Source organism: Paraburkholderia tropica (genome assembly GCF_914484835.1).
GTDB lineage: Bacteria > Pseudomonadota > Gammaproteobacteria > Burkholderiales > Burkholderiaceae > Paraburkholderia > Paraburkholderia tropica_A.
The window spans coordinates 20,234-42,356 of the sequence record NZ_CAJZAR010000067.1 but is presented as its reverse complement, the minus strand read 5'-3'; the positions used below and the strand labels follow the sequence as shown (position 1 = coordinate 42,356).

Sequence of the window (22,123 nt, the reverse complement as noted above, 5' to 3'; positions counted from 1 at the left end):
TTTTATCGTCGCTGTATGTCTTTAGCGTACAATCGCAAAAAAACGTACAGGATGCCCATTATGGAACTGTCCGACCGCCTCACCCGGGCGAAACAACAGACATTGGCGCAGGCGTGCGAGGCATTCGAGGATGCGACGCAGCGTTATACAGCGAAGCCCGCCCGCATGCCGCGCTCACGTGCCGAGATTGCGGACGCGACGGTGAGCTTCAAGATTGCGGGCAAGCGTTTCGACATGCTGGCAGTCGTCGAACCCCAGGCCGACCGGCAATACACAGCCGGCATGCTGCATCGGCGTCATGCAGGCGAAGGGGGCGATCCGGCGCGCGCGCTGCTGTTGGTCACGCAGTACGTTTCGCCGAAGCTCGCCTCAGAACTCATTGCCGGGCGCATCCCGTTTATCGACACCGCTGGCAACGCCTATATCGATGAGCCGGAGGCCACCATCATGATCGTCGGGCGGGATCGGCCCGCGACGTTTGTGAAGGAAACGTCCGCGCGCTCGACCACGCCCAAGGGCCTTCGCGTCATGTTCGCGCTGGCCAGCGAGCCAGCCCTGGTCAACGCGCCATATCGCACGATTGCCGCGCATGCCGGCGTATCGCTCAACACCGTGAATCTGGCGATGGACGATCTCATCGCCCGCGCGTTCGTGGGTATGAAAGGCGACGAGCGGGTGATGGCCGATTGGCGCCGCTTCGTCGAGGCCTGGGTGAGCCTGTATCCGGTCCGTTTGCGGCCGAAGCTCGGCGGGCGCCGGTTCAAGGCCGCGACGAGCGGATGGTGGCGCGACATGCCCTTCGACCATTACGCCATGTACCTCGGCGGCGAGGCGGCTGCCGAACGCCTGACCGGCCAGTTGAAGTCGGCTTCGGTGACGATCTATAGCCACTCGGGCATCTCGTCCGAGTTCCTGCTTGCCGCGCGTCTGCTGCCCGATGTGCACGGCGAGGTCGAAATTCTCGACGCATTCTGGCCTTCGGCCACGGAAGCCCGCGGGGGCGATGGCGTACAACTCGTCCACCCCTTGCTCATCTATGCCGACCTGATTGCGTCGGGCGACAGCCGGTTGCACGGCGTGGCGGAAGCCGTTTATGAGCAGTGCCTCTCCACGCCCCCTGTTTGAGGTCGCGGACGAGCGGCCCGTCGATGACACGACGATCGCGCTGCTTCGCGAAGTCAAAACTGCATGCGACCGACTAGGCGCCGAGTTCGTGCTTGCTGGCGCGGCGGCGCGCGATATCCAGATGTGGCACGTTCACGGCGTCAAGGCCCCTGTCGCGACGCGTGACGTCGATGTCGCCGTGTGCGTCGTGAGTTGGGCCTGGTACGATGAGCTGGTCGCGCTGCTCGGGCGGACGGGGCGCTTCGAGCAGGACGCGAAGGAGCAGCAGAAGCTCCTTTTCAGGCGCCCTGGAGACGCGTTCGCCTCGCAACTCGATCTGGTGCCGTTCGGTGCGCTCGAAGCGCCGCCAGGCGCGATCGCGTGGCCGCCCGGCGAGGACATTGTTCTGACTGTGCTGGGATTTCAGGAGGCTGTGGATACGGCATGCAGCGTCCAAATCGGCGAGGGGCTCGTGGTGCCGGTCGTTGCGCTCCCTGCGTTTGCGTTGCTGAAATTGATTGCGTGGAAAGAGCGGCGCGCCCGCAAGAACAGCGATGCCTCGGATCTGCTCTTTATTCTGCGTAGCTACGTTGATGCGGGCAACGGCGAGCGCCTTTTCGAGCACGCGGCGGATCTGCTCGTCAGGCACGACTTCAAGGCCGAATATGCGGCAGCCGGCTTGCTGGGACGGGAGGCGAGCGCGATCGCGAAACCGCAAACGCGCGAGTTCATTCGCGCGATGCTCGACTCGCCACGAGTCTACGACATGCTGCGAGCCGATTTATTTGCTCGCGCGGCAACGCAGATGTTCGGCGAACCGGACGAAAACACCGACGCGCTGCTTGCCGCGTTTGCCGAGGCGTTCGCGAGTGCGAGCACGCGCACCGGGGCTTAGCGGGGTCGTCGACTCGACCCGCACTTACTCGCTCACCACCCCCACTTCTTCACCGCAAACGCGTGCCCGTTGAACGCGACCTTCGTCTGCGCGGCGACATTCGCCGGAATCCCCGGGAACGCGATACCGCTCTGCGCTTCGAGATCGCGCACCGAACGCACGTCGTAGCGATCGGCGGTCGTGTTGTCGGCGACGATCGCGAACGCGAGCTGCTGCGACGGCACGTACACCACCTTGAAGATCTGCGTGGGCACCAGCACGCGTGACGCGCCGATGGTCTGCAACTGCGCGCCCGAGAAAAGCGGCCCGGTCACGACATAGGCGTCGCCGTATTTCGACGCGAGCTTGCGCACGGCCGTTTCGATGTGTGCCCAGAGGCGCTGATTGTTTTCCCGGTTCTGCGGCACGATGTTGGCGAGCGAGAACGACTCGGCCATCGCCTGCGGATTCCAGCGGTTGCCCGCCGGGCTCATGTGGCCGCGGTCGAAGCCGCTGCGCTTGTAGTCGGCGAGCGTCGCGCCTTCGCCGGCGGGCAGGCGGTCGTCCTCGAAGAAACGGTTGGTGCGCGTCATGTCCTTCGCGGCGTCGAGGTGATCGCGCGTCAGGTGTTCCGCCGACCAGAGCGGGCCGTGCGTGACGCCCGAATGCAGCACCACGAAATCGGAATAGCAGAGCATGCGCGTCTTCGGCGCCATGCGCGCATTGGTGAGCTTCGGGAACTGGCCGTCGGGGACGAAATCGGTGCACGCGGGCGCGGCGAACGCATGGCTCGAAAAACTCGACACGGCCATGACGAGACAGGCAAACAGCTTCTTCATCGGCGGGAATACAGGAAGACGTACAGCAAGAAAATCGGATCACGCGGGGCGACGTGAAACGCGAAGCGGAATTCGAACGACGCTTCGGCGCGCCCTGCGCAACGTGCATAAAGGGCCCGAAAGTATAGCGGCGGCTTTCGCGAGCGGCCATCTTTGTACGCGGCTTCGCGTCATCGGCCTGCACGATTGCCGCGAAGCGCAACTAACAAATGAAAACGGCGCCGCGATGAGCGGCGCCGCGAGGCAATCAGGCGAAAACAATCAAGCTAAACCAATCAAGCTAAACCAATCAAGCGAAAGCAACTAAAGGGAACGATCGCGCCGGGCGGGGCGCGAAGGGATCAGCCTGCGAACAGCGCGTTTTCGGCGTGGATCGCCTGGCGATCCACCGCTTGCAGGCGCCATTGGCCTTCCATCTGCGTATGCGAGGTTTCGCATGCCCAGGTGGCGTCGCCATGCGCCGAGCTGATTTCCTGGCGGCGGTTCACGTGCAGGCCGCGCAGGGTGCAAAGCGGTTCGTTCTCGCGCGGCGCGCATAGCGCCGTCACGCCGTTCGCATCGCGAATCTCGCCCCAGGCGGGAAGCTCGATGCCGTCGTGCGACTCGCGCGACCAGCGTTGCTGGTCGGTATCGAGCCAGAGCACGGCGTAGTCGTGGTTGACGGTCGGATCGGGACCGTTAATCAGAATCGTCAGTCGCATGTGATCTCCGCAAAGACGCGCCATCGGCGCGAAAACTGTCGTGACACTCATTGAGACTCGGGGGCAGACATTCAGCATAGGATGTGTGCGCGCATCCGCAAGTCGATTCTTCACATAGTGGGACGTCAAATCGTCGCGCCCCGGCAGTACCAGGGTTTGCGCGTGTCCCGCTGTCCGCGAGGGGGCCGCCGACCGCCGTCGCGCGGCGCTTGCGCGGCGATTCGGGTTCCGGCTATCGGCGAGATTGAAATTCGCAATTGGGACTGCAAAGGGCATTTCCTAGATTGATAGTGCGGCGTGATCCGCACTCATGACTGTCTGCTGCACCGCACGAAGATGCGCAGCGCCGCGTCCCCACAATCAGACGATGGATGGAGGCACAGATGGCACAGCTCAAAGGCTCGAAGACGGAGCAAAACCTCAAGGACGCCTTCGCCGGCGAATCGCAGGCGAACCGGCGCTACCTGTATTTCGCGGCGAAAGCCGACGTGGAAGGCCAGAACGACGTCGCCGCGCTGTTCCGCTCGACCGCCGAAGGCGAAACTGGCCATGCGCACGGCCACCTCGAATATCTGGAAGCGGTCGGCGATCCGGCCACGGGTTTGCCGTTCGGCAGTTCGCGGCTGAATCTCCAGGCGGCGATCGCGGGCGAAACCCACGAGTACACCGATATGTACCCCGGCATGGCCAAGGTCGCGCGCGACGAGGGCTTCGACGAAATCGCCAACTGGTTCGAGACGCTGGCCAAGGCCGAGCGCAGCCACGCGAACCGTTATACGAAAGCGCTCGAAGTGCTGGCCGATTAGCGCTGGCCGATTGGTGCTGCGATTGGTTCCAGCCGATTGGTTCCGGCCAGTCAACGGCGCGACCCGCGCGCCTTCGCAGGCGCTTTGCCGACGCAACGCGCACGCGGCCTGAGCCGCGTCGCGCGCGTTCGTCCGCGCGCGCCCTATCGACAAGCGACAAGAAAAAATAAAACAAGGAGACGTCATGCCCCACAAGGAAGGCAGTCTCGAAGCCCCGACGCGGCATCCGCTCGACTGGCGCTCCGATGCGTTCTACGACTCCGCCCAGCTCGACACCGAACTGGCGCGTGTGTTCGACATCTGCGCGGGCTGCCGGCGCTGCGTGTCGCTGTGCGGCGCGTTTCCGGCGCTGTTCGATCTCGTCGACGAAACCGATAGCGGCGAGGCGCACGACGTCGACAAGGCCGAGTTTTCGAAGGTGGTCGATCAGTGCTATCTGTGCGACCTCTGCTACATGACGAAGTGTCCCTATGTGCCGCCGCATCCGTGGAACGTCGATTTTCCGCATCTGATGCTGCGCGCGAAGGCGATCGACTATCGCAACGGCGAGGTGAAACTGCGCGACCGCGTGCTCTCGAACACCGACGCACTCGGCCATCTCGCGGGCATTCCGGTCGTCACGCAGACCGTGAACGCGGTGAACGGCACGAAGGCGATGCGCGCGGCGATGGAGGACACGCTCGGCGTGGATCGTCACGCGTGGCTGCCGTCGTTCGCCACGCGCAAGTTTCGCGGCGCGGCGCGCAAGGCGTCGGCGAGCGAGGTGCGCGACGGCGAGCGCACGCCCGGCAAGGTCGCGATCTACGCCACCTGTTACGTGAATTTCAACGAGCCGGGCATCGGCCACGATCTGCTCGCGGTGCTCGATCACAACGCCATTCCCTACGTGCTCGTGAAAAGCGAATCGTGCTGCGGCATGCCGCTGCTCGAACAGGGCAATCTGGACGGCGTGGCGAAGAAGCACGACGCGAACACGCCGATCCTCGCGCAGTACGCGCGCGAAGGTTACGCGCTGCTGGGCGCGGTGCCGAGTTGCGTGCTGATGTACAAGCACGAACTGCCGCTGATGTTCCCCGACGACGCCGATACGCGCGCCGTGAGCGAAGCGTTCTGGGACCCGTTCGAATACTTCGTGGCGCGCAATCGCGACGGTCTGCTCAAGACCGATTTTCGCGCGCCGCTCGGCACGGTTGCGTACCACGTGCCGTGTCACGCGCGCGTGCAGAACATCGGCCGCAAGACCGCCGATCTGCTGTCGCTCGTGCCCGAAACGAAGGTCAACGTGGTCGAGCGCTGTTCGGGCCACGCGGGCACCTTCGGCGTGAAGAAGGAATTTCACGCGATGGCGATGAAGATCGGCACGCCCGTGTTCAAGCAGATGGCGCAGGGCGAGCCCGATTTCATTTCGTCCGATTGCGCGCTCGCGGGCCATCACATTGCGCAGGGCATCGATGAGAAGCAGTTGCGCGACGCGCAGGGCGGGCCGCCGCTTGCGCATCCGCTCACGCTGCTGCGCCGCGCCTACGGCATTTGATCAGGATAACGATTGAATTGATCGACGAGAGAAACCGATGACTATCGCCAGAATCGCCAGAAACTCGCTGCTCACACTGGAAGCGTACGCGAAGCAGCGCACCGAGATGCGCAACCGTATCATCGAGCACAAGAAGCGCCGCGCCGTGGCGCTCGGCAATCACCTCACGTTCCTGTTCGAAGACGACGCGACAATCCGCTATCAGATTCAGGAAATGCTGCATATCGAGCGTATTTTCGACGAGGCAGGCATTCAGGGCGAACTCGACGCTTACGCGCCGCTCGTGCCGGACGGCAGCAATTTCAAGGCCACCATGCAGATCGAGTACGAGCACGAGAAGGAGCGCCGCGCGGCGCTCGCGCGGCTGATCGGCATCGAGGACCGCGTGTTCGTGCAGGTGGACGGCGAATCGCCCGTGTTCGCCATCGCCGACGAAGATCTCGAACGCGACAACGAAGAAAAGACTTCGGCCGTGCATTTCGTGCGCTTCGAACTGACGCCGGAAATGAAACAGCGCCTGCGCGAAGGCGCGGCGCTGTTGATCGGCTGCGATCATCCGAACTATCGCGTGCCGGTGCAGACGATCGGCGGCGCGGTGCGCGAGTCGCTGCTCGGCGATCTCGCGTGAGCACGACGTTTGACGCGCACCGTGCGCGTTAAACGTCCTTGCGATACATGACGAAGCCGGGCTTCACCGCCACGTCGTCGTAAAGGCGCATGGCGGTCAGATTCGTCTCGTGCGTATGCCAGTAGACGCGCGACGAATTCGCGGCCTTCGCATGCGCATAGACCGCTTCGATCAGCGCGCGGCCCACGCCCTGGCCGCGCACATCCGCCGCCGTGAAGAGATCCTGCAAATAGCAGATCGGACCGTCGAGCGTGGTGCTGCGGTGATAGATGAAATGCACGAGACCCACCACGCGGCCGCCCTTGAGCGCGATGAACGCGTGCATGGGTTCGTAGCCGTCGAAGAAGCGCGTCCACGTGGTGCGCGTGATCGACTCGGGCAGCGCCGTCGGGCCCGAACGCTCGTAGAAGTGGTTATAGCCGTCCCACAGCGGACGCCATGCCGCGTAGTCGTCGGGCGTGACGGGGCGCACCTGGATCGCTTCGTTCAATCTCGTTCTCCTGTTTGCTTCATCTGCGGAGCGAAGGCGTGCAGGGCGGGCCTTCGCGAATCACAGGTGTCAGCGTAAGCGATCTGTGGCACCATTGTTAGTCCCACGCAACCGACAAACGATGGAGCCACGAAATTGGATTACGCGCTGATCATGGCGGCCTACGAGCGCAAGGCGCGCACGAGCGTGCAGCGCAGGCTCACGCAGCAGGATCTGTTGTACGAGAGCCTGCGCCGCGCGATTCTCGATGGCGACATCGTGCGCGGCACGCGTCTCGCGTCGAGCCGCGCGCTCGCCGAGGAGATGAGCATCGCGCGCAATTCGGTGCTCTATGCGTACGAGCGTTTGCTGGAGGAGGGTTTCATCACGGCCACGCGTCACGGCTCGGTTGTGAACGACGTGAAGGCCGTGTCCGTGCAGCCAGCGGGGATTGAGCAAGCCGCCGCGGAACAGGCGGCGGATGCCCCGCGCACGCTCTCGCGGCGCGTGAGCGAATTGCCGCCGCGTCCCGCGTATCGCGCGGGCGTGACCGCGTTGCGTCCGGGCGTGCCCGCGCTCGACGCGTTTCCGCTCGCGCAGTGGCGCAGCACGGTCGAACGCGCGCAGCGCGAGTTGAGCCCCGAAGATCTCAGCTACGGCGCGAGCGCGGGCATTCCGGCGCTGCGCCAGGCCATCGCGCAATACGTGCGTGTCTCGCGCGGCGTGCGTTGTCAGCCCGATCAGGTGTTCATCACCGAAGGCACGCAGGAAAGCCTCGATCTCTGCGCGCGCTTTTTCGCCGATGCGGGCGAGCGCGTGTGGATCGAAAACCCCGGTTATCTGGGCGCGCGCGTCGCGATGCACGCGGCGAGTCTGAAGCTCGTACCGATTCCCGTCGATGCCGCGGGCATGGCCGCGCGCGAGGAGCACTGGCGCGAGACGCCGCCGCGCCTGATTTATCTCACGCCGTCGCATCAATATCCGCTTGGCTGCGTGCTGAGCCTCGAACGGCGGCTCGCGCTGATCGAGCGTGCGCGCGCGTGCGGCGCGTGGATCATCGAAGACGATTACGACAGCGAGCTGCGCCACGACGGTCCGCCGCTGCCCTCGATCCAGGGTCTCGCCGACGACACGCCCGTGATCTATCTCGGCACCTTCAGCAAGACGCTGTTTCCGGCGCTGCGCATGGGCTTCATGATCGTGCCGCGCCAGGTGGTGGAGCAGGTCGACATGGCGCATCGCACGCTGGTGCGCCAGGGCCGCGTGGCCGATCAGCGCGCGCTCGCGGAATTCATCGAGAGCGGGCGTTACGCGCGCCATCTGCGGCGCATGCGCAAGCTGTATCTAACGCGCCGCGACGGTCTCGTCGCGGCGATCGACAAGCATCTCGGCGGACTGATGACGGTGTCGGCGGACGCGGGCGGCATGCATCTGAGCGTGCGTCTCGACGCGCCGCTCGACGACGTTGCGGTAAGCGAGGCCGCGCGCGAGCATGGCCTCGCGCTCTCGCCGTTGAGCGCGTATTGCCTCGACGCGCCCGATGCCGAGCACTACAACGGCTTTCTGCTCGGCTACGCGGAAGCCTCGCCCGAAGACTCCGATGCGCTGATGGCCACGCTCGCGCGCGTGGTGCGCGCGATGCTCTGACCCGCGACCAGGAGCTTCGCAGCGGTTCTGCGAGTGCTCAGAACATCTCCATGATGCGGTGATAGAACATGCCGATTTCGAGCGCGGGACGGCGCCACGCCGGACCGAGCGGGAAGCGCGCGTGGCGTAGCTGCGCGAACAGATCGAACGCGGCGCGCTCGCCCGCGATGGCTTGCGAGACCACGCGCCCGGCGATGCCCGTGAGCGCCACGCCGTGGCCTGAAAAGCCCTGCACGTAGAACCAGTTCGGATCGACCGCGCCGAAGTCGGGCGCGCGATTGCGCGTGACATCGACGAAACCGCCCCACGCGTATTCCACCTGCACGCCTTCGAGCTGCGGGAACACGCCGGTCATGCGCGTCTTCATCGCCTCGGTGAGTTGCGCGGGCGCGGCGCCCGTCGAATCGGCGCGGCCGCCGAACAGCAGGCGGTCGTCGGCGGAGAGGCGGAAGTAGTCGAGGAAGAAGTTGTTGTCGCAAATGGCGGCGCGGCCGGGAATCAGCGCGTCGGCGCGTGCGCGTCCGAGCGGCGCGGTCGCGATGATGTACGAGGCGATCGGCGCGATGCGCGCTTCCACCGGCGCGGGCAGCACGCCGCCGGGCGCGGCATTGCAGCACGACACCACGAAGCGGCAGCGCACCTCGCCGCGCGCGGTTTTCACCACGGGCTGCGCGCCGCGCACGACTTCCGTGACGCGCGAATGCGCGTACAGTTGCGCGCCTTCCTTGCGCGCGGCATCGGCGAGACCGAGGCAGTATTTCAGCGGATGCAGATGCCCCGAGAGCGGATCGTAGACGCCCGCGAGATAGCCCTGCGAATTCACGCGCTGGCGCGTGGCGTCGGTGTCGAGCCATTCGAGCTTGTCGTAGCCCCAGCGCGCGCGCGCCGCATCCATCCACGAACGCAGGCTCGGCACACGCTTCGGCTTGGTCGCGACCGTCACATAGCCCGAGGTGAAATCGCAGTCGATCCCGTAGCGCGCGATGCGCTCCTTCACGAGTTCCACGCCCTGAATCGAGAGCGCCCACGCCGCGCGCATGCCTTGCGGCCCGAGTTGCTGTTCGAGCACTTCGTCCTTTGCGAAGCCGACGAGCGTCTGCCCGCCGTTGCGTCCCGACGCGCCCCAGCCGGGACGATGCGCGTCGAGCACCACGACGGACAGGCCGCGCGCGCGGCATTCGAGCGCGACCGAGAGGCCCGCGAAGCCCGCGCCGATCACGCAGACATCGGCGTCGAGCGCGCCTTCGAGCACCGGGTCGTCGGCGGCGGGGCGCGTGACGGAGGCTTCGTAGTACGAGTGGCGGGCGAGCACGTCCGCCTGGGCGTCGAGGTCGAGTTTCATCGGTTCAGATCCATCAAAGCAGGTCCTTCATTCGATACCAGGCCATCGCGAGCACGAGAGCCGGGGTGCGCAGCGTAGCGCCGCCAGGAAAGTCGCGGTGACGGATCTTGCCGAACAGGTCGAAGCGCGCGGCCTGGCCGTGAATCGCTTCGGCGATCAGCTGGCCCGCGAGACCCGTGGTGTTCACGCCATGCCCCGAAAATCCCTGCGCGAAATATACCGTGGGCGAGACGCGGCCAAAATGCGGCGCGCGATTCATGGTGATATCGACGTAGCCGCCCCACGCGTAATCGACCTTCACATCGGCGAGTTGCGGGAAGGTTTTCAGCATGTCGCGGCGCATCGCTTCGCCGAGGTTCGGCGGCGCGAAGGTCGAATAGCTGACCTTGCCGCCCCACAGCAACCTCGTGTCGGGCGCGGGGCGGAAGTAATCGAGCACGAAGCGGCTGTCGCACACGGCGGCTTGCGCGGGCATCAGCGTGCTCATGCGCGCCTCGCCGAGCGGTCCGGTGGCGATCACGTAGGTGCCGACCGGCATGATCTTGCGCGCGAGCGCTGGCGCCAGCGCGCCCAGATAGGTATTGCACGCGAGCACGACGAACTTCGCGCGCACCTTGCCTTGCGCCGTTTCGATCACGTGCGCGCCCGCTTCGTCGCGAATGCGCGTGACGGCGCTGTCTTCGAAGATCTGCACGCCCGCTTCGTGCGCCGCGCGCGCAAGGCCGAGCGTGTAGTTGAGCGGATGCAGATGGCCGCTGTCCGGGTCGTAAAGGCCGCCCGGATAGCGGCCCGATTGCACGTAGCGGCCTACGCCGTCGCTCTCCACGTAGCGGAAGCGGTCGTAGCCGAAGCGTTGCGCGGCTTCGTCGCGCCAGCGCTTGAGTTCGTCGACGTCGCGCGCCTTGTTCGCGGCGGTGAAATAGCCTTCCGTGAGCGCGCAGTCGATGTTGTGCTTCGCTACGCGCGACTTCACGATGTCGAGCGTTTCGAGGCCCATGTCCCACATCTGCTTGACTTCGCCTTCGTTCATGAACTGCGCGAAGGTGTCGATGCCGCAGGCGAAGCCGCCGATCAGCTGGCCGCCGTTGCGTCCGCTCGCGGCCCATCCGACCTTCGAGGCTTCGAGCAGCGCGACGCGATAGCCGCGCTCCGCGAGATTGAGCGCGGTGGACACGCCCGTGAGACCCGCGCCGATCACGCAGACATCGGCGTCGAGCGTGCCTTGCAGCGCGGGATGGCGGGTGGCGTCGTTGGCGGTGGCCGCGTACCACGACGGCGCGTGAGGCTGATTGGCGAATTTGTGCATAAGGAATGCGTGCGAAAAAAAACGGCGGGCGCGGGCGCGTGGCCCGCCGCCCGCCGCGTACCCGTTAGAACGAGTAGATGAACTGCGCGCCCAGCAAGTCGTTGCTCTTGCCGTACGAGCCGTCGTCGTGCAGGAACACCTTCTGCGTGGCCCAGTCGTGGCGATATTCGACCTTGACGGTGATCTGCTGCGTCGGGAAGAACAGCAGGTCGAGCGCGACGTCCTGGCGTACCGCGCCCTTGCACTCGAAGCCGTAACCGCCGCCCGCCTGCGAGTTCGTCAGGCAGTCCGCGCCGATGCCGAAGCCGTTGTACGGGTCCATGCCGTTGCCGTTGAGCGCGATGCCGCCGCCGCCGCCGCCGTTCTTGCTGTTGGCGAGCACGTCGTAACGCGCGGTCACGCCCATGCGGCCCACGAGCGGCGCGGTGAACTTGCGGTGCGCGAGCAGCGAGAGACCGTACCACTGCGCGTTGCCGCCGTTGAACGCGGCGCGCTGCTGCTGGCCGTAATCGACTTCGGCGTTGTACTGGATGTCCGCTTGCGTGTAGGTCGCATCGACCTCGCCGAAGAAGAAGTAGCCGCCCGAGCTCGTTGCCTGGCCGCCCGGACCGTAGACGACCTGACCGTCCGAGTTGGTCGCGCTCGACAGCGTCTGGCGGCCGATGTTGAACGAACCGCCGATATCGAGCGCGCTCGACATCGTGTAGTCCGCGCGCGCCGTGAAGGTCGGGATCTTGTTGCTCGTCGTGATCGGATCGCCCAGCGCGTTCGTGCCCGTCTGCGTGACCGCGCCGTAGGTGCGGTACTGCTCGTTGCCGAGGATGAACTTGAAGGCCCACTGGCTGCCGTCCGGCGCGTAGTTCCAGCCCACACCCACGTAGCTGCCCGGATCCGAGAAGTCGTACAGCAGGTTGTGCGTGAGGGTCAGCATCTGGTTCGACTGCTGCACCTCGTAGCCGCCGAAGCTCGGCATCAGACCGGCGACGAAGGTCTGCGTGGCCGTGATCGGCACCGTGACGATCGCCGTGTTCAGGATGTTGTTGCCGATATCGCCGTGTTCGTTCGCGAGCAGCGTGATGCCGTTGCCGCGGTTCGGCATGAGCGTGATTTCGGCGGACGGCGCCATCGGCCCGACACCGAAGGTCTTCTTGATGTCGAGGTAGAGGTCGCCGAACGTGCTGTTGAAGTAGTTGTACGAGCTTTCGTGATTCGCGAACAGGAACGACGAGGTGCCCGGCGCGCGGTTATAGATGTACGACGGGTCGATATAGCCGGTGATCGAGAGGCCCGCGATCGGACCGGTGCTGGCCGCGTCGCTGAGCGAATCGACCTTGAGCTGCTGGCTCGCGATCTGCTGCTTCATCGAGTCGACGTCGTCGTTGGTCAGACGAGCGGGCGCCTTGCCGTAGTCGGGCGAGCTGATATCGATGGGCGCGGCTTCCGCCGTGGTTGTCGTGCCCGCTGCTGCCGTCGCGCCTGCTGCACCCGCCGTGCCGCCTGCCGACGCCGTGGCCGTTTTCGACGTCCCCTTCGCCGTACTCTTCGAACTGGCGATTTCGCTCTTGAGCGATTTCACCTCTTTTTGCAGCGCATTGAGTTGCGCCTGGAGGGCCTTGATCTGATCGCTGGTCGAGTCCGCGAAAGCGAGCCCCGGCAGTGCCCCGGCCACCAGCAGACAGATTAACTTCTTCTTCATGGACAATTCTCCTTATTGGGTCGTTATTGCAAACACTTCGAGGCGTTCTTGCTTTTCTTGCGGCGGGCCGTTGCACGCGGCGCGCGCGAGGCGCGCCGTCTTGTTGTCAAACTCTCAGGTTCCGTCGAGCTTCACTGCGAACTGCGAAAACCGCTTCAGGCCGCGCGCCGTCCGATCGGCGCGCCCACTGCGCCGGCCGGTGAAGCGGCGCTGAGCGTTTCGGCGGGATCGGGCTGCGTGAAGGCCATCTGCAGGTCGCGCAGACGCTTCTTCTCGCGTGCGCTCATCAACTGATTCACCGCGATCACGCCGATCGTCACGGCCGTGATGAACAGCGTGGCGAGCGCATTCATTTCCGGGTTCAGGCCGAGACGCACGCGCGAGAACACGACGAGCGGCAGCGTGGTCGAGCCGGGACCGGAGAGGAACGCGGAGAGCACGAGGTCGTCGATCGAGAGCGTGAACGAGAGCAGCCAGCCGGAGAGCAGCGCCTGCGAGATCAGCGGCAGCGTGATGACGAAGAACACTTTCAGCGGCGTGGCGCCGAGATCGAGCGCGGCCTCTTCGAGCGACTTGTTCATCTCTTTCACACGCGACTGCACGATGATCGCCACGTACGACACGCACAGCATCACGTGGCCGATCCAGATCGTCAGGATGCCGCGCCCGGCGGGCCAGCCGATCATCTGCTGAAGCGCCACGAACAGCAGCAGCAGCGAGATGCCCTGGATCACTTCGGGAATCACGAGCGGCGCGTTGATCATGCCGGTGTAGAGCGTGAAGCCGCGAAAGCGTCCCATGCGTGCGAGCACGAAGCCCGCCCACGTGCCGATCACCACCGAGGCGAACGCCGTCATCAAACCGATCTTCAGCGAGAGCCAGGCGGCGCTCAGCAGCTCGTCGTCCTGCAACAGCGCGGCGTACCACTTGAGCGAGAAGCCGGACCACACCGTCACGAGCTTCGACTCGTTGAACGAGTACACGACGAGGCTGATGATCGGGATATAGAGGAACAGAAAACCGAAAGTGAGAACGCTGGTCGAGAGCGTGCGATTGGGCTTGATCATTTGCCTTCCTCCAGTTCCTTGACCTGGTAGTACTGGAACACGGCCATCGGCACGAGCAGCAGCAGCACCATCGCGACCGTGACGGCGGACGCCATCGGCCAGTCCATGTTGTTGAAGAACTCGTCCCACATGACGCGGCCGATCATCAGCGTGTCGGCGCCGCCGAGCAGTTCGGGAATCACGTACTCGCCCACCGCCGGAATGAACACGAGCAGGCTGCCCGCGATGATCCCGTTCTTCGAGAGCGGCAGCGTGATCCGCGTGAACGCGACCCACGGCTTCGCGCCGAGGTCGTACGCGGCTTCGAGCAGCGTGAGGTCCATCTTCACGAGGTGCGCGTAGAGCGGCATCACCATGAACGGCAGATACGAATAGACCATGCCGATATAGACGCCCGCATCGCTGTGATAAAGACGCAGCGGCGAGTGAATCAGCCCGATGGCGATCAGCGCGTGATTGAGCAGGCCGTCGTCCTTGAGAATGCCGATCCACGCGTAGACGCGAATCAGGAACGAGGTCCAGAACGGCAGCATCACGGCCATCATCAGCACGTTGCGCGTGGCCGGATTCGAACGCGCGATGTAGTAGGCGATGGGATAGCCGATCAACAGGCAGAAGATCGTCGAGACCGCCGCCATCTTCAGCGAGCTGATGTAGGTGGCGATATACAGGCTGTCCTGCAACAGGAACGCATAGTGCGAAAGCTGCAAGGCCAGATGCACCATGCCGTCTTTCATCTCGACCAGATTCGTGTAGGGCGGAATGCCCATCACCTGGTCGGCGAAGCTGATCTTGAGCACCAGCACGAAGGGCAGCGCGAAGAACAGCGCGAGCCACAGGAACGGCACGCCGATCACCGTGGTGCGGCCCGACGGCACGAAGCGCGAGAACATGCGCGCGAGCATGCCGCGCGGCGCGCTGCTGCGCGACGACACGGAGGGCGTGGAGGGCAGGGACGTACTCATGTCGGCATCTCCGTTATTGCGTGAGCACGACGCCGCTGGCGGGCGACCACGACACATACACGTCGTCGTTCCAGGCCGGCGCGCCTTCGTTCATCAGATGCGAACTCGACAGGTTCGACACCACCACCTTGCCGCCCGGCAGACGCACGTGATAAAGCGAATAGCTGCCCATGTAGGCCACATCCGTCACCACGCCGCGCGCCCAGTTGGTTGGCGTGCCCGGCTTCTCGCGCGTCACGCGCACGCGCTCGGGGCGCACCGAAATACCCACCGGCATGCCGAGCGGGCCGGTCACGCCGTGGCTCACGTACATGCGCGTTTCGAGGTCTTCGCTTTCGACGTAGATGTGATCGGGTTCGTCCTCGACCACCTTGCCTTCGAACAGATTGGTCGAGCCGATGAACTCGGCCGAGAAGCGGCTGTTGGGGAATTCGTAGACTTCGTTGGGCGAGCCGATCTGCACGATGCGGCCTTCGCTCATGACCGCGAGACGATTGGCCATCGTCATCGCTTCTTCCTGATCGTGCGTGACCATCACACAGGTGACATCGACCTTCTCGATGATGTTCACGAGTTCGAGCTGGGTCTTCTGGCGGATCTTTTTATCGAGCGCCGACATCGGTTCGTCGAGCAGCAGCAGCTTGGGGCGCTTGACGAGCGAGCGTGCGAGCGCGACGCGCTGCTGCTGGCCGCCCGAAAGCTGATGCGGCTTGCGCTTCGCGTAGCGGCTCATCTGCACGAGATTGAGCGCGTCGGCCACGCGTTCCTTGATTTCGTTCTTCGGCACGCCTTCCTGCTTGAGGCCGAACGCAACGTTCGATTCCACGCTCATATGCGGAAAGAGCGCATACGACTGGAACATCATGTTGACCGGACGGCGATAGGGCGGCAGCGACGCGAGGTCCTCGCCGTCGACATAGATCTTGCCCGAGGTGGCCGTTTCCAGCCCGGCGAGCATGCGCAGCAGCGTGGACTTGCCGCAGCCGGAGCTGCCGAGCAGCGCGAACAGTTCGTTCTTCGCGACGTTCAGGCTGACGTTGTTCACGGCGACACTGTCGCCGAACTTCTTGACGACGTTTTCGATGCGCACGAAAGCGTCGCGGGAGGTGGCCTGCGCGCCCGGTTGCGCGGCTTCGGAGGCGTGGACTTTGGACGTCGAATTCATGATGTAACGGTTTCCTTTCTGATCGCGGCACTGCGCGTCGTCGCGCGGTTTTCCTGTTGCGTCACTACGGTTTTGCAAATCGCGGGCGCGAGTCGCCCCGCACGGGGCGCACAAGGCGACTCGCGGACGTCAGCACTGCGAACGGAGCTCGGTGGAGGCTGGCGCGTTGCCGGGGAAAGGGGGCGGCGCGCTCAGCCGGACATCAAACAGCGGACTTCGTGGCGGCGAGGGGTCGAGCGATCCCTCAGCCGCGCGTTGTCTCCTTCCTTCTCCTTGTTATTCGCGCCTCAATGGACGCTTAGTGGCCCGTCTTGAGCTGCGACCACAGGCGGTTTTCGAGGCGCAGGATTTCGGCCGGCATCGGCCGCATCAGCGTCATCTTCTTGAGCACGTCGTCGCCCGGATACACGGTCGGGTCCTGCGCCACCGACGGCGTCACGAACTGGCGCGCGGCCTTGTTCGCAGTCGGATAGAACACTTCGTTGGTGATCGCGGCGTTGACCTTCGGGTCCTGGATGTAGTTGATCCACTTGAGTGCTGCCTCGGGGTGCGGCGCGTCCTTCGGGATCACCATCACGTCGAACCACAGCAGACCGCCTTCCTTCGGATTGCCGAACTTGATGTGATACGAACGCTTGGCTTCCTCGGCGCGGCGATGCGCGATGCCCACGTCGCCCGACCACGCGAAGGCCACGCAGATGTCGTTGTTCACGAGGTCGTTGATGTAGCCCGACGAATTGAACTGCGTGATGTACGGGCGGACTTTCTTCAGCGTTTCGAAGGCGGCCTGATAGTCGGCCGGATTCGTGCTGTTCGGATTCTTGCCCATGTATTGCAGCGTGGCGGCGAACACGTCGGCGGCCTGGTCGAGGAACGACACGCCGCAGCCCTTGAGCTTCGAGAGGTTGGCCGGATCGAAGATCAGCGACCAGCTGTCGACCGGCGCGCTCGTGCCGAGCGCCTTCTCGACGGCTTCCTGGTTGTAGCCGATGCCGTCGGTGCCGTAGGCCCAGGGCACGCCGTACTGATTGCCCGGATCGGCGTCCGCGATCATGTGCATGAGCACCGGATCGAGGTTCGAGAGATTGGGGAGCTTCGACTTGTCGAGCTTCTGGTACACGCCGGCCTGAATCTGCTTGGCCATGTAGTTCGACGTGGGCACCACGATGTCGTAACCCGAGCTGCCCGCGAGCAGCTTGGCCTGCAAGGTGTCGTCGCTATCGTAGTTGTCGTACTTGACGTGAATGCCCGTCTGCTTTTCGAAGTTCGGGATCGTGTCTTTCGCGATGTAGTCGGACCAGTTGTAGACGTTCAGTGTGTCGTCCGCGGCGCGAGCCGGCTGGCTCGAAGTCGCCGTGAGACCCGCGCAGACGGCGAGCGCGGCCAGTGCGACGGCATGACGAAGATGTCTGACACTCATGTTGATTTCCCCAAATGATGAAGGTTGGCGGGCGGCGCCCGCACCCCGTTGTGCGCCGCCGGCCCGGTTGTGACTGCGTTACGAATAGCCCAGTTGCTGCGCGGTGGCGTCGACGGCTTTCTTCGCCTTCGACACGATTTCGTCGATCTCGCCGCGCGTGATGACGAGCGGCGGCGAGAGCAGCATGCGGTCGCCGGTGGCGCGCATGATGAGGTTGCCGTTGAAGCAGAAGTCGCGGCAGATCGTGCCCACGTCGCCGCCGTTCGCGAAGCGCTTGCGCGTCTTCGGGTCTTCGGCCAGTTGCAGGGCGGCCACGAGGCCCGCGCCCGAAATGTCGCCGACGATCGGATGATTCGCGAAGGTCTCGCGCAGCTGCTGCTGGAAGTACGGACCCGTATCGGTCTTCACGCGCTCGACGATCTTCTCGTCGCGCAGGAGCTTGAGATTCGCGACGGCCACGGCGGCGGCCACCGGATGACCCGAATACGTGAGGCCGTGATTGAAGTCGCCGTTCTCGATCAGCGCCTTGGCCACGCGATCGTGCAGGCCGACCGCGCCCATCGGCACATAGCCGCTCGTGAGGCCCTTGGCCATCGTGATGAGATCGGGCTCGAAACCGAAGTGCTGATGCGCGAACCATTCGCCCGTGCGGCCGAAGCCGCCGATGACTTCGTCGGCGCACAGCAGAATGTCGTACTTGCGGCAGATGCGCTGGATTTCCGGCCAGTAGGTCGAAGCCGGGAAGATCACGCCGCCCGCGCCCTGGAACGGCTCGCCGATGAATGCGGCCACGTTCTCCGCGCCCACTTCGAGAATCTTCGCTTCGAGTTGCTGGGCGCGCGCGAGGCCGAATTCTTCCGGCGTCATGTTGCCCGCCGCTTCGCCGTAGAAGTACGGTTGATCGATATGAACGATGTTCTCGACCTTCGAAGGCATCTGCTCGTGCATGTAGCCCATGCCGCCGAGCGTGCCGCCCGCGATGGTCGAACCGTGATACGCGTTCTTGCGCGAGATGACGATCTTCTTCGACGGCTTGCCCTGCGTGAGCCAGTACTGATGCACGATGCGCAGCACCGTGTCGTTGCCTTCCGAGCCGCTGTTGCAATAGAAGAAGTGGTTGAACGGCTCCGGCGACACTTCGGCGAGCAGCGCCGAGAGTTCGATCACCGGCGGGTGCGTGGTCTTGAAGAAGGTGTTGTAGAACGGCAGTTGCTGCATCTGCTCGTAGGCGGCGTCGGCGAGTTCCTTGCGGCCATAGCCCACGTTCACGCACCAGAGACCGGCCATGCCGTCGATGATCTGGTTGCCGTCCGAGTCCCACAGATACACGCCCTTGGCCTTCACGATCACACGGCTGCCCGCCTTGTTCAGCGAGCCCATGTCCGAGAACGGATGGATGTGATGCGCGGCGTCCAGCGCGCGATATTCGGCGGTCGTGCGTGCGCCCTGCGCGGCTTGTGCGCGCAGCGTCGTCGGCGCTTCTTGCAGCGCGCTGGCGGGGGCGTCGATTCGATAGCTCATTGCAATGTCTCCTTTCTCGTTACACGTGCAGCAGCAGGTGCTTGCGTTCCCACGAACTGATCACGCGGAAATACGCTTCGTATTCGGTTTCCTTGAGCGCGAGATACGCGCGCACGAACTTCTCGCCGAGGATGCCCATCAGCGGCTCGCTTGCGCCCATCAGCGTGAGGCCTTCTTCCAGATTGCGCGGCAACTGGTAGGGCAGCGCGTAGCCGTCGCTCACGAGCGGGTCGGTGGGCTTGAGGTGCTGCGTCATGCCCAGATAACCGGCGGCGAGCGTGGCGGCGATGGCGAGGTACGGATTCGTATCGACGCCGGGAATGCGGTTCTCCACACGGCGCGCGGCCGGCGACGAATACGGCACGCGGAAGCCCACGGTGCGGTTGTCGTAGCCCCACGCCACGTTGATCGGCGCGGCCATGAAGCGCGACAGGCGGCGATACGAATTGATGTACGGCGCGAAGATCGGCATCAGCGCGGGCGTGTACTTCTGCAGGCCCGCGATATACGCATGGAACATGTCGGTGGGCTTGCCGTCCTCGCCCGTGAACAGGTTCTGGCCGCTTTCCGCCGAGACGAGGCTCTGATGGATGTGCATGGCCGAGCCCGGCTCGTTCTCCATCGGCTTCGCCATGAAGGTGGCGTACATATGGTGGCGCAGCGCCGCTTCGCGCACGGTGCGCTTGAAGAGGAACACGCGGTCCGCGAGGCCGAGCGGCTCGCCGTGCATGAAGTTGATTTCCATCTGCGCGGCGCCGACTTCGTGAATCAGCGTATCGACTTCGAGGTCCTGCACGTCGCAGTACTCGTAGATGTCTTCGAACAGCGGATCGAACTCGTTCACGGCTTCGATCGAATACGCCTGGCGGCCCGTTTCAGGACGGCCCGTGCGGCCGATCGGCGGCGCGAGCGGAATGTCCGGGTCCTTGTTCATGTCGACGAGATAGAACTCCAGTTCCGGCGCGATGATGGGCTTCCAGCCCTTCGCCTCGTAGAGTTCGAGCACGCGGCGCAGCACGCGGCGCGGCGAGATTTCGACGGGCGAGCCGTCGAAGTGCACGCAATCGTGGATGACCTGCGCGGTGGGGTCGACGGCCCACGGAATGATGCGGATCGTCGAGGCGTCGGGCACGCAGACCATGTCGGGGTCGGTGACGCCGGTGAGGGTGCCGTCTTCGGGATAGTCGCCCGTGACGGTCTGGATCATCACCGCTTGCGGCAGACGCATGGATTCGCCGGATTCGAATTTGCTGCGCGGAATGATCTTGCCGCGCGCGATACCCGCCATGTCGGGGATGATCGCTTCGATTTCGGTAATGTGGTGCTTCTTCAGGAATTCGTCGATGTCGTGCATGATCGTTCTCTCTGTTCTGTTCGGCCGGGCTCAGACGTGCGCGGCGTGGGCGCGTGCGGGCTGATGCGCGGCACCGCCCGGTATTCGGGCCAGCATGCGTGCGCGGCAAGCCGCGCCGAAGGCGTGGAAGATGGCGGTGGACAAGGCGTTCTGCGCGTGCTGCCACTCGGGGTGCCATTGCACGCCGAGCGCGAAGGCGCGCGCGTTCGCCACGCTGATCGCTTCGATGAGACCGTCGGGAGCCGTTGCATCCGCAACGAGTCCGCTGCCGAGCGTGTCGATGCCTTGCCCGTGCAGCGAATTCACGCGCGCCTCGGTCGCGCCGTCTGCGATCTTGCGCAGCAGCCCGCCTTCGACGAGCGCGATCGTGTGCGCCGGACCATATTGCGTATCGAGCGGATCGGCCTTGTTCTCGCGATGGTCGTGCAGTCCGTCGACGGCGTGCACTTCCTGATGCAGCGTGCCGCCGAACACCACGTTCATCTCCTGGAAGCCGCGGCAGATCGCCAGCACCGGCACGCCCGCTTCGATCGCGGCGCGCAGGAGCGGCAAGGTGGTGGCGTCGCGCGCCGGATCGTGCAGCGTGCCCGCAGCGCTCGCCGGGCCGCCGTAACGATGCGGCTCGACGTTCGAGTAGCTGCCCGTGAAGAGCAGTCCGTCCACGGCATCCAGTATGTCCGCCGCCGCCTGACGCTCGCCGAGCGCGGGCAGCACGAACGCGAGCGCCCCGGCGCCATCCACGGCAGCGGCGATGTACTTCTCGCCGGCCACGTGCGACGCGTGCGGTCCCATCATCGTGCGATCGGCGGTAACGCCAATCAAAGGTTTGGTTCGCATGACTAATGGTTCACTTCTTCTTCCTGATGCGCGTTTGCAAACATAAAGCGTCGGCGCAACAGGCGTGACATGACCTTGCAACCGCACTGAATGCACGGCCGCAAACGTAATGACGCAGCGATGAGCGACGCTAACGCATCGCGCTGCGCGTGGAGATCATGTAGGCGGTTCGTTTTCTGCCGTTATGCGGCGCGACGGTATTCAGACGTGCGCAGGCACACCGCGCATGCACGACACAAGGCCTCGCATGCAAAAGACGGCGATAAAAACGAACGGCGCAGGAAGGAGAGGCGCTAGGGCAGCAGCGACGCGACTTCGTCCGTGTGGACGGCAATAAAGGCGCGTGCGGAAACGGCGTTATGGCGCCGGACAGACCGGCGGGAAAGGATTGTGAAGACGGAAAGAAGCGGGCGAGAGGCAAGTCTGCCGCTACTGCCGTCGGCGATGGCGGCGCAGTCGCTGCGAAGACACCTCGCATGACTTCGATCCCATCTCACCAGAGGGCCACGGACTCTCACAATTACACTCGACTTGGGTTTTGTTGGTCAGTTGTTTGTTTCGCACCGCGCGGTATGCAAAATGCGCTTCGCGACACTAAACATAGGTGCCGTTCGATGTATCGCGCATTGATCGCGTGTTGCGGTGCGATGTGATGCTGTGAATCATCGTTCGATCGACCTGTGTTTCAGCATATACGAGCCAAAAAGGCCGTCAATTATTTTTTTACGTTTTTTATGTCAGCACTTTCCCGGACAGCCCTGAAAACACAGCGGAGTGCGAAATATGCCGCACTGTCTTTATATTTCGAATAACTTACAGGGGTTTGTACTGACGCAAAAAAAAGCAAA

Annotated in this window: 21 protein-coding genes; 7 read left to right on the top strand and 14 right to left on the bottom strand. The window is 64.2% G+C overall.

Annotated elements, in window-relative coordinates; all coding sequences use genetic code 11:
* Positions 1-60: 60 nt before the first annotated feature.
* Positions 61-1,125, top strand: coding sequence for a type IV toxin-antitoxin system AbiEi family antitoxin (locus LDO54_RS24115; RefSeq protein WP_224013191.1), 1,065 nt, complete (start codon positions 61-63; stop codon positions 1,123-1,125).
* The gene (locus LDO54_RS24110; RefSeq protein WP_224013190.1) at positions 1,094-1,999 is read left to right on the top strand and encodes a nucleotidyl transferase AbiEii/AbiGii toxin family protein; all 906 of its coding nucleotides are present in this window, start codon (positions 1,094-1,096) and stop codon (positions 1,997-1,999) included. Before LDO54_RS24115 ends, LDO54_RS24110 begins: the two co-directional genes overlap by 32 nt.
* Before the next feature lie 32 nt (positions 2,000-2,031).
* Here LDO54_RS24110 and LDO54_RS24105 read toward each other — a convergent pair whose 3' ends face one another.
* Entirely contained in the window at positions 2,032-2,817 is a 786-nt protein-coding gene (locus LDO54_RS24105) for a DNA/RNA non-specific endonuclease (protein WP_224013189.1), read from the bottom strand.
* Here LDO54_RS24105 and LDO54_RS24100 point away from each other — a divergent pair.
* A complete protein-coding gene (locus LDO54_RS24100) occupies positions 2,789-3,124 on the top strand; it encodes a hypothetical protein (RefSeq protein WP_224013188.1) in 336 nt (111 codons plus the stop codon). The two genes, LDO54_RS24105 and LDO54_RS24100, sit on opposite strands and share 29 nt — an antisense overlap.
* A 34-nt stretch (positions 3,125-3,158) precedes the next feature.
* Here LDO54_RS24100 and LDO54_RS24095 read toward each other — a convergent pair whose 3' ends face one another.
* Positions 3,159-3,518, bottom strand: coding sequence for a DUF3564 domain-containing protein (locus LDO54_RS24095; protein WP_224013187.1), 360 nt, complete (start codon positions 3,516-3,518; stop codon positions 3,159-3,161).
* 383 nt (positions 3,519-3,901) lie between these two features.
* Here LDO54_RS24095 and LDO54_RS24090 point away from each other — a divergent pair, with 383 nt between their 5' ends.
* From LDO54_RS24090 to LDO54_RS24080, 3 genes are all read left to right on the top strand, one after another.
* On the top strand, positions 3,902-4,324 hold the full coding sequence (locus LDO54_RS24090) for a rubrerythrin family protein (RefSeq protein WP_224013186.1): 423 nt from the start codon (positions 3,902-3,904) through the stop codon (positions 4,322-4,324).
* A 184-nt stretch (positions 4,325-4,508) separates the two neighbouring features.
* Positions 4,509-5,858, top strand: a complete 1,350-nt coding sequence (locus LDO54_RS24085; RefSeq protein ID WP_224013185.1) for a heterodisulfide reductase-related iron-sulfur binding cluster — start codon at positions 4,509-4,511, stop codon at positions 5,856-5,858.
* 37 nt (positions 5,859-5,895) lie between these two features.
* Complete coding sequence (locus LDO54_RS24080) at positions 5,896-6,486, top strand: DUF3501 family protein (protein ID WP_224013184.1); 591 nt, start codon at positions 5,896-5,898, stop codon at positions 6,484-6,486.
* Positions 6,487-6,514: 28 nt separating this feature from the next.
* On the opposite strand, the gene LDO54_RS24075 is transcribed toward LDO54_RS24080, so the two are convergent.
* Positions 6,515-6,976, bottom strand: coding sequence for a GNAT family N-acetyltransferase (locus LDO54_RS24075; RefSeq protein WP_224013183.1), 462 nt, complete (start codon positions 6,974-6,976; stop codon positions 6,515-6,517).
* Between the two features lie 135 nt (positions 6,977-7,111).
* Between LDO54_RS24075 and LDO54_RS24070 the strand changes: the two genes are divergently transcribed.
* Positions 7,112-8,602 (top strand): PLP-dependent aminotransferase family protein, encoded by a 1,491-nt coding sequence (locus tag LDO54_RS24070; protein WP_224013182.1) that lies wholly within the window; start codon positions 7,112-7,114, stop codon positions 8,600-8,602.
* Positions 8,603-8,639: 37 nt separating this feature from the next.
* Here the strand turns inward: LDO54_RS24070 and LDO54_RS24065 are convergent, their stop codons facing one another.
* The 11 genes from LDO54_RS24065 to LDO54_RS24015 all read right to left on the bottom strand — a co-directional run bounded on the left by LDO54_RS24065 (position 8,640) and on the right by LDO54_RS24015 (position 21,793).
* Positions 8,640-9,944: an NAD(P)/FAD-dependent oxidoreductase gene (locus tag LDO54_RS24065; RefSeq protein WP_224013181.1), complete on the bottom strand. Its 1,305-nt coding sequence runs from the start codon at positions 9,942-9,944 to the stop codon at positions 8,640-8,642.
* Between the two features lie 13 nt (positions 9,945-9,957).
* Positions 9,958-11,250, bottom strand: coding sequence for an NAD(P)/FAD-dependent oxidoreductase (locus tag LDO54_RS24060; RefSeq protein ID WP_224013180.1), 1,293 nt, complete (start codon positions 11,248-11,250; stop codon positions 9,958-9,960).
* A 64-nt stretch (positions 11,251-11,314) separates the two neighbouring features.
* Positions 11,315-12,946 carry a DUF3138 family protein gene (locus LDO54_RS24055; RefSeq protein WP_224013179.1) on the bottom strand — a complete coding sequence of 544 codons (1,632 nt, stop codon included), beginning with the start codon at positions 12,944-12,946 and terminating at the stop codon, positions 11,315-11,317.
* A gap of 155 nt (positions 12,947-13,101) precedes the next feature.
* The gene (locus tag LDO54_RS24050; protein ID WP_224013178.1) at positions 13,102-14,013 is read right to left on the bottom strand and encodes an ABC transporter permease subunit; all 912 of its coding nucleotides are present in this window, start codon (positions 14,011-14,013) and stop codon (positions 13,102-13,104) included.
* Positions 14,010-14,918 (bottom strand): ABC transporter permease subunit, encoded by a 909-nt coding sequence (locus LDO54_RS24045; RefSeq protein ID WP_405044934.1) that lies wholly within the window; start codon positions 14,916-14,918, stop codon positions 14,010-14,012. Before LDO54_RS24045 ends, LDO54_RS24050 begins: the two co-directional genes overlap by 4 nt.
* A gap of 73 nt (positions 14,919-14,991) precedes the next feature.
* Positions 14,992-16,143: an ABC transporter ATP-binding protein gene (locus LDO54_RS24040; protein ID WP_224013176.1), complete on the bottom strand. Its 1,152-nt coding sequence runs from the start codon at positions 16,141-16,143 to the stop codon at positions 14,992-14,994.
* A gap of 298 nt (positions 16,144-16,441) precedes the next feature.
* The gene (locus LDO54_RS24035; protein WP_224013175.1) at positions 16,442-17,563 is read right to left on the bottom strand and encodes a polyamine ABC transporter substrate-binding protein; all 1,122 of its coding nucleotides are present in this window, start codon (positions 17,561-17,563) and stop codon (positions 16,442-16,444) included.
* Between the two features lie 78 nt (positions 17,564-17,641).
* A complete protein-coding gene (locus LDO54_RS24030) occupies positions 17,642-19,084 on the bottom strand; it encodes an aspartate aminotransferase family protein (protein ID WP_224013174.1) in 1,443 nt (480 codons plus the stop codon).
* Positions 19,085-19,103: 19 nt separating this feature from the next.
* Complete coding sequence (locus LDO54_RS24025) at positions 19,104-20,438, bottom strand: glutamine synthetase family protein (protein ID WP_224013173.1); 1,335 nt, start codon at positions 20,436-20,438, stop codon at positions 19,104-19,106.
* 30 nt (positions 20,439-20,468) lie between these two features.
* Entirely contained in the window at positions 20,469-21,275 is an 807-nt protein-coding gene (locus tag LDO54_RS24020; protein ID WP_224013172.1) for a gamma-glutamyl-gamma-aminobutyrate hydrolase family protein, read from the bottom strand.
* Between the two features lie 293 nt (positions 21,276-21,568).
* The gene (locus LDO54_RS24015; RefSeq protein WP_224013171.1) at positions 21,569-21,793 is read right to left on the bottom strand and encodes a hypothetical protein; all 225 of its coding nucleotides are present in this window, start codon (positions 21,791-21,793) and stop codon (positions 21,569-21,571) included.
* Between the last annotated feature and the right edge of the window lie 330 nt (positions 21,794-22,123).